This window comes from Microbacterium paulum (genome assembly GCF_015707995.1).
Classification (GTDB): Bacteria; Actinomycetota; Actinomycetes; order Actinomycetales; family Microbacteriaceae; genus Microbacterium; species Microbacterium paulum.
This window is the reverse complement of sequence record NZ_JAAGRY010000039.1, coordinates 23,529-32,403: the sequence shown is the minus strand read 5'-3', so window position 1 is coordinate 32,403 and position 8,875 is coordinate 23,529. Positions and strand designations below refer to the sequence as shown.

Sequence of the window (8,875 nt, the reverse complement as noted above, 5' to 3'; positions counted from 1 at the left end):
CGCCGACGGCACGCTTCCGCCCGCGCTCGGTGCGACGGGCGCTCCGGGCGCCACCGCGCCCTCGCACGACCCCGACGGCCGGCCCCGGCCGCCCACGCGTACGACGGTCCCCGGCGACCGCATCACGGCGGTCGGCGATTCGGTCATGCTCGCCTCGGCAGAGGGCCTGCTCGACGAGCGACCCGGCATTCAGATCGACGCGGCCGTGTCGCGCTCGATGTGGCAGGGCGGCGAGATCGTCGAGGCCCTCGCCGCACAGGGCGCGCTGCGCGACTACGTCGTCGTCGGCCTCGGCACGAACGGTCCCGTCGACGACGACGATCTGAAGACCGTCTACGACGCGATGGGCCCGCACCGCTGCCTGGTTCTCGTGAACGCCTATGCCCCGCGCGACTGGATCGCGGGCGTCAACACCGAGCTCACCGCGTTCGCAGCGAGCCACCCGCGCGTCGCGATCGCCGACTGGTCGCGGGCCATCGCGCCGAAGTCCGATCTGCTCGCGGGCGACCAGATCCACCCGGGCTCGACCGGCGGGGCGATCTACGCCGACACGGTCGCGGGCGCCGTCGATGCCCTCGAGAACCGCCCGGCCGACGTCGCCTACCGGGTCGGGGTCGTGCAGTGGGCGCTCGCGCAGTCGCTCCGCCACGGGCGCTGAGCGACGGGCGCTGAGCGACGGGCGCTGAGCGACGGGCGCTGAGCGACGGGCGCTGAGCGACGGGCGCGGCCTGCTCCGATAGACGCGCGTCAGTCCCGCGTCAGACCCGCTCGACGAGCGCGACCGACCGCTCGGTCGCGTGAAAGTCGAGGCCTTCGTAGAGCGTGTTCGCGCCCGTCGGGCTCGCCGTGTCGACGTCGAGCACCGCACGCTCGAGGCCTGCCGCCGCGATCGCCGCCAGGGTACCGGTGATCACGGCGGGAGCCACCCGCCGCCCGCGGTGCGCGCGCACCACCCCGATGAGCTCGATGTACGCGCTCGAGGCCCCCATCGTCACCCAGTCGTCTTCGTTGACGGATGCCAGGCAGAACCCCACCACCGCACCGTCGCCATCGAGCGCGAGGCGAGAGAGGTCGGCGCGGAAGAACGGACCGCCCACGAACTTTGCCCACGTCTCCGGCTGCGAGGGCTGGCTGCCCCAGTGGTCGCGGAACGCGTCGTTGCGGGCCAGGCGCACCTCGTCGTCGCGATCGTGCGTATACGGCACCACCCTGACCGCGCCGCGTGCAGCATCATCGGGATCGGCCCTGGCCGGCACGACCGGCACGGGCACGCGCATGTCGCGTTCCATCGTCGTGAACCACCGCTCGGGCGCGAACCCCGCGCGCTCCGCGACCGCGCGTGCGTCGAGGTTCCCTTCTTCGGCGTAGGTCTTGAGGTCGGCCGTCCACTCCCCCGTCACCTCGGCCGCGGCCTCGGCCAGCTGCTCCAGCCCGCGGGCCCGCTGCCAGGCGAGCAACGCCGTGCCGATACCCTGCCGCCGCCACGAGGGGTGCACCGCGCCGCCCAGGTTCACGGCCAACGCACCCACGCGCGCCGGGTGCAGAAAGGCCGAGCCGAACGCGATGATCGTGCCCTCGGCATCCACCGCGACCCGCGTATCTCGGGCATGGTCGATGTGCGGCAGGTCGAACGTGTCGGCGATCTCTTCGCGCGCCGTGAGCCAGTTCGGGTGGTCGACCGCATCAGCGGCGGCCGCGACGGCATGGATGCCATCGATGTCGGCCTCTGTCGGGGCGCGCCACTGCGCCACAGCGGGGTGCGGCGGCAGCTGCGCGGGGGCCGCGGCGCGCAGGGTCTCGATCCGGTCGAGCAGGCTCTTCTCGGTCACGTCTTCACCCTAACCGGGGCCTGCGACGCGCGGCCGGCGCGCGAACGGCGCGCACGCAGAAGGCCCGCACCCCGAGAAGGGTGCGGGCCTCATGCACGTGAGCGAACTGCTTACGCGGACTTCTCCTCGACGGCGTCGGCCGCAGCGGCCTCGGCCGCCTCGCCCTCGGCCTGCGACTCGGCGCCGGCCTCGGCTGCGTCGGCGGCGACGGCCTCTTCGATCTCGATCTCGGCGGGGGTCTCCTCGACGGCGACCTCTTCGACCGGAGCCTCGGCGGCGGGAGCGGCGGCAGCCGACTTCTTCGCCGACTTCGGCTTCGGGTTCACCGGCTCGAGCACGAGCTCGATGCGGGCCATGGGGGCGTTGTCGCCCTTGCGGTTGCCGATCTTGGTGATGCGCGTGTAGCCGCCCTCACGGTCGGCCACCTGCGGCGCGATCTCGGCGAAGAGGACGTGAACGACCTCTTTGTCGCCGATGACCGACAGCACCCGGCGACGGGCGTGCAGGTCGCCGCGCTTGGCGAAGGTGATGAGACGCTCGGCGAGCGGACGCAGGCGCTTGGCCTTGGTCTCGGTCGTCGTGATCGCACCGTGCGTGTACAGCGCGGCGGCGAGGTTGGCGAGCAGCAGGCGCTCGTGGGCGGGGCCGCCTCCGAGGCGGGGACCCTTGGTGGGCTTGGGCATATCAGTTACTCCAGAAGGAAAATGTCAGCAGACCGGTCGGGCGCCGATCAGATGGTCTCGTCGTCGTAGCCGCCGTAGAAGTGCGCGCCGTCGAAGCCGGGCACGGAATCCTTCAGCGACAGGCCGAGCGAGATGAGCTTGTCGCGCACCTCGTCGACCGACTTCTGACCGAAGTTGCGGATGTTCATCAGCTGCGTCTCCGACAGGGCGACGAGCTCGTGCACCGTGTTGATGCCCTCGCGCTTGAGGCAGTTGTACGAACGCACCGACAGATCGAGGTCTTCGATCGGCATCGACAGCTCGCCCGAGACGACCTCGGCGACCGGCGCGGGGCCGATCTCGATGCCCTCGGCCTCGACGTTGAGCTCACGGGCCAGGCCGAAGAGCTCCGTCAGGGTGCGACCGGCCGACGCGACGGCGTCGCGCGGCGTGATCGAGGGCTTGGCCTCGACGTCGAGCACGAGCTTGTCGAAGTCGGTGCGCTCACCGGCACGCGTCGCGTCGACGCGGTACGACACCTTCAGCACGGGCGAGTAGATCGAGTCGATCGGAATCTGACCGGCCTCGGCGTACTCGTTGCGGTTCTGCGTCGCCGAGACGTAGCCACGGCCACGCTCGATCGTCAGCTCGAGCTCGAAGCGAGCCGAGTCGTTGAGCGTCGCGATGACGAGCTCGGGGTTGTGCACCTCGACGCCGGCGGGCGCCGAGATGTCAGCCGCTGTGACCTCACCCGCGCCGGTCTTGCGCAGGTACGCCGTGATGGGCTCGTCGCGCTCCGACGAGACCACGAGCTGCTTGATGTTGAGGATGATCTCGGTGACATCCTCTTTCACGCCCGGGATGGTGCTGAACTCGTGCAGCACGCCGTCGATGCGGATGCTGGTGACCGCAGCCCCGGGGATCGAGGAGAGCAGGCTGCGACGCAGCGCGTTGCCGATGGTGTAACCGAAACCGGGCTCGAGCGGCTCGATCACGAACCGGCTGCGGAATTCGCCGATCTTCTCCTCGGTCAGAGTGGGACGCTGTGCGATGAGCACTATGTGTTCCTTTCCGTCACGTGCCCGCTATATGACACGTGCGATTGCAAGAGGTGTTGAGTTGTGGAAAGTCGACACGATGGATGCCACGTGAGCCGTGGCATCCATCGTCGAAAGATCAGACGCGGCGACGCTTCGGGGGGCGGCAGCCGTTATGCGCCTGCGGGGTGACGTCGGAGATCGATCCGACCTCGAGGCCCGCGGCGGTCAGCGAACGGATCGCGGTCTCGCGGCCCGAACCCGGACCCTTCACGAAGACGTCGACCTTCTTCACGCCGTGCTCCTGCGCCTGGCGGGCGGCCGACTCGGCGGCCATGCCGGCGGCGTACGGCGTCGACTTGCGCGAGCCCTTGAAGCCCACGCCACCCGACGACGCCCAGCTGATCACAGCGCCCGAGGGGTCGGTGATCGAGACGATCGTGTTGTTGAACGTCGACTTGATGTGGGCGTGGCCCAGCGCGATGTTCTTCTTCTCTTTGCGGCGCGGCTTGCGCGCAGCGGTCTTGGCCTGTGCCATGTGCGTGTTCTCCTAAACCCTGGGCGGCGCCTTAGCGCGCCTTCTTCTTGCCGGCGACGGTGCGCTTGGGGCCCTTGCGGGTACGCGCGTTGGTCTTCGTGCGCTGACCGCGCACAGGCAGGCCACGACGGTGGCGGATGCCCTCGTACGAGCCGATCTCGACCTTGCGGCGGATGTCGGCGGCGACCTCGCGGCGCAGGTCACCTTCCACCTTGTAGTTGCCTTCGATGTAGTCGCGCAGGGCGACCAGCTGGTCGTCGGTGAGGTCCTTGACGCGGATCGACTCGTCGATCTCGGTGGCCTTCAGGATCTCGACCGAACGGGTACGGCCGACGCCGTAGATGTAGGTGAGGGCGATCACCACGCGCTTGTCGCGCGGGATGTCAACGCCGGCAAGACGTGCCATGCGGTTCTCCTAGGAGTGAGTGGAGGTGTGGAGCAGGATCGGTGCCCGGGCCTCCGCCCCGGGGTGTCCCCCCGGCCTCGAGCGTGTCGAGGAGGGTTCTGAACCTGCCTGTATATGTGTGGAGTTGTACGTTCTGCGGGGCGGATGCCGAGGCATCCGCTCACCGTCAGCCCTGGCGCTGCTTGTGACGCGGGTTCGACTTGCAGATGACCATGACGCGACCGTGACGACGGATGACCTTGCAGTGGTCGCAGATGGGCTTGACGGACGGGTTGACCTTCATGATGTTTCCTTGCTCGCTGTCTTCACCCGCACGGGCTTCCCCGAAAGGATGCCGCGGGTGTTACTTCTCAACCGGTCTAGCGGTAGCGGTAGACGATGCGCCCGCGGGTGAGGTCGTAGGGCGAGAGCTCCACGACGACACGGTCCTCGGGGATGATGCGGATGTAGTTCTGCCGCATCTTGCCGGAAATCGTCGCGAGGACTTTGTGCCCGTTGCTCAGCTCAACGCGGAACATCGCGTTGGGCAGCGCCTCGGAGATCACACCCTCGATCTCGATGACTCCGTCTTTCTTCGCCATACGCTCGCTCACGCTCGGCAGACCGGTCGGTCTGCGGTGGATGGGATTGTTCGGTGCTGCGACACGCCAATGAAGGCGCAAGGCACCAAAGATCCAGTGTAGGTGATATGCCGCCTCCCGGCAAACTGCGCCCGGCGCGGCCCTTCAGGCATCCGTTCCGTTTACTGGAACAGTGTCTTGAACTGACCCTTCGCGGGGATCGTCGAGTTCGAGATGACCTCGCCGTTGACGGCGACGGTCGGGGTGCCGATGCCGCTCGCACCCGGCGCGACCGGGGTCTTCTCGGTCATCGAGGCGACGAACTTCTTGTAGGTGCCGTCGGTGATGCAGGTGTCGACGCTCTCGACGCCGACGCTCTTCGCGATCGCGATGATCTCGTCGTCGGTGAGGCCGGTGGAGTTCTCTTCGGGCTGCTTGGCGTACATCGCCTGCATGAAGGGGACGGCCGCGTCGGGGTCGGCCTCGGCGACGCAGTACATCGCGTTCGCGGCGCGCGTGGAGAACGCGGTGCCCTGCGAGTAGCGATCGAGGATCGCGATCGGGTGGATGTTGAGCGTGATGGTGCCGTCGTTGACCAGGTCGAGGATCTCGTCGCCGTAGGTCTCTTCGAACTGGTTGCAGATCGGGCACATGAAGTCGATGTAGGTGTCGAGGGTCTGCGAGCCGCTGCCGACGACGACGGCGCCGGTCTCTTGGTTGATGCCCGAGCCGCTCGGCGGGGTGCCGGGGTCGGTCGCGGCGTTGTTCATCCACACGACCAGCGCGACCACCAGAGCGACCACGACGACGACCGCCACACTCACCCAGATCGCGAACCAGTTGGTTTTGCCCGCTGCTGCTTTCGCCATGTCCCCGTGCCTCTCTCGTCCGCGGCCTCCGCCGCGCCACCGTCCATCTTCCCCCATGAAGCCCTATGCATTCCCCGAGAACCCCCTCCTCCCCGCGGCGCAGGGCAGGCGCAGGTCAGGCGATGGGGGTCGGGGTCACGCCGTAGGGGGCGAGGTCGGCGGCGCCGCCGTCGGCGGCGGTGAGCACCCAGATCCCGCTCTCGTGCACGGCGACCGAGTGCTCCCAGTGCGAGCCGTCCGAGCCGTCGACCGTGGTGACGGTCCAGTCGTCGTCTTCGACGAACGTCTCATCCGACCCCGACGTCACCATCGGCTCGATCGCGAGGCAGAGCCCCGGCCGCACCTCGGGACCGAGGTCGTCGACGCGGTAGTTGAATACCGTCGGACCCTCGTGCATCTTGCGGCCGATGCCGTGACCGACGTAGTCGCGCAGAATGCCGTACTCGCCGCCGTCGGAGGCCGCGGCGCGCTCGATGTAACCCTGCACCGCGTCACCGATCTCGCCCACGCGACGGGCGGATGCCAGGGCCGCGATCCCGGCCCAGAGCGACCCGCGGGTCACTTCCGACAGCCGTTCGCGGGCTGCGGTGCGCACCGGGTCTCCCCCGGGCACCACGATCGTGATCGCCGAGTCGCCATTCCAGCCGCGCAGCTGCGCACCGGCGTCGATCGAGACGATGTCGCCCGGCTCGAGCACACGCGACCCGGGGATGCCGTGCACGACCTGGTCGTTCACCGACACGCACGTCGTGTGCCGGTAGCCGCGCACGAGCTGGAAGTTCGATTCGGCCCCGCGCCCGGTGATGACGGCGGATGCCGCGGCATCCAGCTCGCCCGTCGTGACGCCCGGCGCGATCAGCGCGCGCACCGCATCGAGTGCTTCGGCGGTGATGAGCCCGGGCTCGACCATCGCCCGCAGCTGAGCGGGCGTCTTGTAGAGCGAGCGGCGGAAGGCCACGATCAGGCGACGATGCCGCGCTCGGCGAGAGCCGTGATGATGCGCTCGAAGACCTCGTCGAGGGTTCCGATGCCGTCGATTTCGAAGGCGACGCCGCGCTCGCGGTACACGTCGAGGATGGGCGCCGTCTCGGACTCGTAGATCGCGAGGCGCTTGGCGATGGACTCGTCGTTGTCGTCGGCCCGGCCCTGCTCGGCGGCGCGCTGCGCGATGCGGCGGATCGACTCGTCGCGCGGCACCGACAGCTCGATCACGCCGGTGAGCGGCTCGTCGCGCTCGTCCAGGAACGCGTCGAGGTCGCCGACCTGGCCGAGGTTGCGCGGGTAGCCGTCGAGCAGGAACCCGGCCGCGGCGTCGTCCTGCGACAGCCGGTCGCGCACGATCGCGCCGGTCAGCTCGTCGGGCACCAGGTCACCGGCGTCGATGATCGCCTTCACCTGAAGCCCCAGCGGCGTGCCCTCTTTGACGTTCTGGCGGAACACGTCGCCAGTCGATACCGCCGGGATCCGGAAGGTCTCGGCGATGCGCTGGCCCTGCGTGCCCTTGCCCGAGCCCTGCGGTCCGATGATCAGCAGGCGCGGAGGCGTCATCGCAGAAGCCCTTCGTAGTGGCGCTGCTGCAGCTGCGCGTCGATCTGCTTCACCGTCTCGAGACCGACACCCACGATGATGAGGATCGAGGCGCCGCCGAACGGGAAGTTCTGGTTGGCACTCACCGTCGCGAGGGCGATGAGCGGGAGGAGCGCGATCAGACCCAGATAGATGGCACCGGGCAGCGTGATGCGCGTGAGCACGTAGTCGAGGTACTCGGCGGTCGGGCGACCGGCACGGATGCCGGGGATGAAGCCGCCGTACTTCTTCATGTTGTCGGCGACCTCGACCGGGTTGAACGTGATCGCGACGTAGAAGTAGGTGAACCCGACGATCAGCAGGAAGTACAGCAGCATGTACAGCGGGTGGTCGCCCTTGGTGAGGTACGACTGGATCCACGTCACCCAGCCGGGGATGTTGCCGTTGGCATCGGGCGTCTGATTGAACTGCGCGATGAGCGCCGGGATGTACAGCAGCGACGAGGCGAAGATGACGGGCACCACGCCGGCCATATTGACCTTGATCGGGATGTAGGTGTTGGTGCCGCCGAGCGTGCGACGACCCACCATGCGCTTGGCGTACTGCACCGGGATGCGCCGCTGCGACTGCTCGACGAACACGACGAGGCCCATCACGACGATGCCGACCGCGAGCACGAGCAGGAACACCTCGAAGCCGCGCGACTGCGCGATCGACCACATGGCCACCGGGAAGCTGGCCGCGATCGAGGTGAAGATGAGGATCGACATGCCGTTGCCGACGCCGCGCTCGGTGACGAGCTCGGCGAACCACATGATGAGGCCCGTGCCGGCGGTCAGCGTGATGATCATCAGCAGCTGCGCCCACCAGGCGTCGTTGGTCAGCAGGCTGTTGCACGACGCGATCGAGGTCGTGCCGAACAGCTGACCCGAGCGCGCCACCGTGACGAGGGTCGTCGACTGCAGCAGCGCCAGCGCGATCGTGAGGTAGCGCGTGTACTGCGTGAGCTTGGCCTGACCGGCCTGGCCCTCTTTGTACAGCGTCTCGAAGTGCGGGATCACGACGCGCAGCAGCTGCACGATGATCGTCGCGGTGATGTACGGCATGACGCCGAGCGCGAAGATCGACAGCTGCAGCAGGGCGCCGCCCGAGAACAGGTTCACGAGAGACAGCAGGCCTTCGCTGGCCGAGCCGGTCTCACGCAGACAGCTCTGCACGTTCGGGTAGTTCACGAACGGCGTCGGAACGTGCGCACCGAGGCGATAGATGGCGATGATCGCCAGAGTGAAGAAGATCTTCCGGCGGAGATCCGGAGTGCGGAAGACCCGCGCGATGGCGCTGAACAAAGGGATTTCCTCCAGTGGTCGGACGGATGCCGCGGCCGAAACCGCACACACCGTCTCCCAGAGTACGGCAACAGGGGCCGGCAGCCGTTCCTCGAACGAAT

Annotated in this window: 12 protein-coding genes; 1 reads left to right on the top strand and 11 read right to left on the bottom strand. The window is 68.3% G+C overall.

Translation table 11 applies throughout. From position 1 onward, the window contains the following. Positions 1 to 658: SGNH/GDSL hydrolase family protein (locus G3N18_RS10355; RefSeq protein ID WP_476703408.1), on the top strand; the 658-nt coding region annotated here is incomplete at its 5' end. Between the two features lie 100 nt (positions 659 to 758). On the opposite strand, the gene G3N18_RS10350 is transcribed toward G3N18_RS10355, so the two are convergent. From G3N18_RS10350 to secY, 11 genes are all read right to left on the bottom strand, one after another. Further along, on the bottom strand, positions 759 to 1,829 hold the full coding sequence (locus G3N18_RS10350; RefSeq protein WP_196384189.1) for a GNAT family N-acetyltransferase: 1,071 nt from the start codon (positions 1,827 to 1,829) through the stop codon (positions 759 to 761). 110 nt (positions 1,830 to 1,939) lie between these two features. Next, positions 1,940 to 2,512 (bottom strand): 50S ribosomal protein L17, encoded by a 573-nt coding sequence (rplQ, locus tag G3N18_RS10345; RefSeq protein ID WP_196384188.1) that lies wholly within the window; start codon positions 2,510 to 2,512, stop codon positions 1,940 to 1,942. A 47-nt stretch (positions 2,513 to 2,559) separates the two neighbouring features. Beyond that, complete coding sequence (locus tag G3N18_RS10340) at positions 2,560 to 3,549, bottom strand: DNA-directed RNA polymerase subunit alpha (protein ID WP_196384187.1); 990 nt, start codon at positions 3,547 to 3,549, stop codon at positions 2,560 to 2,562. 118 nt (positions 3,550 to 3,667) lie between these two features. Beyond that, complete coding sequence (gene rpsK, locus G3N18_RS10335; protein WP_141380968.1) at positions 3,668 to 4,066, bottom strand: 30S ribosomal protein S11; 399 nt, start codon at positions 4,064 to 4,066, stop codon at positions 3,668 to 3,670. Between the two features lie 31 nt (positions 4,067 to 4,097). Beyond that, complete coding sequence (rpsM, locus tag G3N18_RS10330) at positions 4,098 to 4,472, bottom strand: 30S ribosomal protein S13 (protein WP_196384186.1); 375 nt, start codon at positions 4,470 to 4,472, stop codon at positions 4,098 to 4,100. Between the two features lie 166 nt (positions 4,473 to 4,638). Beyond that, on the bottom strand, positions 4,639 to 4,755 hold the full coding sequence (gene rpmJ / locus G3N18_RS10325; RefSeq protein ID WP_005050492.1) for a 50S ribosomal protein L36: 117 nt from the start codon (positions 4,753 to 4,755) through the stop codon (positions 4,639 to 4,641). A 76-nt stretch (positions 4,756 to 4,831) separates the two neighbouring features. Then, the gene (infA, locus tag G3N18_RS10320; RefSeq protein ID WP_017201569.1) at positions 4,832 to 5,053 is read right to left on the bottom strand and encodes a translation initiation factor IF-1; all 222 of its coding nucleotides are present in this window, start codon (positions 5,051 to 5,053) and stop codon (positions 4,832 to 4,834) included. A gap of 161 nt (positions 5,054 to 5,214) precedes the next feature. After that, complete coding sequence (locus G3N18_RS10315) at positions 5,215 to 5,901, bottom strand: DsbA family protein (protein WP_196384185.1); 687 nt, start codon at positions 5,899 to 5,901, stop codon at positions 5,215 to 5,217. 115 nt (positions 5,902 to 6,016) lie between these two features. Continuing rightward, complete coding sequence (gene map / locus G3N18_RS10310; RefSeq protein WP_196384184.1) at positions 6,017 to 6,859, bottom strand: type I methionyl aminopeptidase; 843 nt, start codon at positions 6,857 to 6,859, stop codon at positions 6,017 to 6,019. Between the two features lie 2 nt (positions 6,860 to 6,861). Beyond that, positions 6,862 to 7,449 (bottom strand): adenylate kinase, encoded by a 588-nt coding sequence (locus G3N18_RS10305; RefSeq protein WP_196384183.1) that lies wholly within the window; start codon positions 7,447 to 7,449, stop codon positions 6,862 to 6,864. Further along, on the bottom strand, positions 7,446 to 8,774 hold the full coding sequence (secY, locus tag G3N18_RS10300; protein ID WP_196384182.1) for a preprotein translocase subunit SecY: 1,329 nt from the start codon (positions 8,772 to 8,774) through the stop codon (positions 7,446 to 7,448). The genes G3N18_RS10305 and secY overlap by 4 nt, the downstream gene beginning before the upstream one ends. Positions 8,775 to 8,875 lie beyond the last annotated feature (101 nt).

Bases quoted from the DNA above. Each gene is read 5' to 3' on its own strand.
- rplQ (WP_196384188.1), bottom strand. From the start codon at position 2,512: ATGCCCAAGCCCACCAAGGGTCCCCGCCTCGGAGGCGGCCCCGCCCAC.
- rpsK (WP_141380968.1), bottom strand. From the start codon at position 4,066: ATGGCACAGGCCAAGACCGCTGCGCGCAAGCCGCGCCGCAAAGAGAAG.
- rpsM (WP_196384186.1), bottom strand. From the start codon at position 4,472: ATGGCACGTCTTGCCGGCGTTGACATCCCGCGCGACAAGCGCGTGGTG.
- rpmJ (WP_005050492.1), bottom strand. From the start codon at position 4,755: ATGAAGGTCAACCCGTCCGTCAAGCCCATCTGCGACCACTGCAAGGTC.
- infA (WP_017201569.1), bottom strand. From the start codon at position 5,053: ATGGCGAAGAAAGACGGAGTCATCGAGATCGAGGGTGTGATCTCCGAG.
- G3N18_RS10315 (WP_196384185.1), bottom strand. From the start codon at position 5,901: ATGGCGAAAGCAGCAGCGGGCAAAACCAACTGGTTCGCGATCTGGGTG.
- G3N18_RS10305 (WP_196384183.1), bottom strand. From the start codon at position 7,449: ATGACGCCTCCGCGCCTGCTGATCATCGGACCGCAGGGCTCGGGCAAG.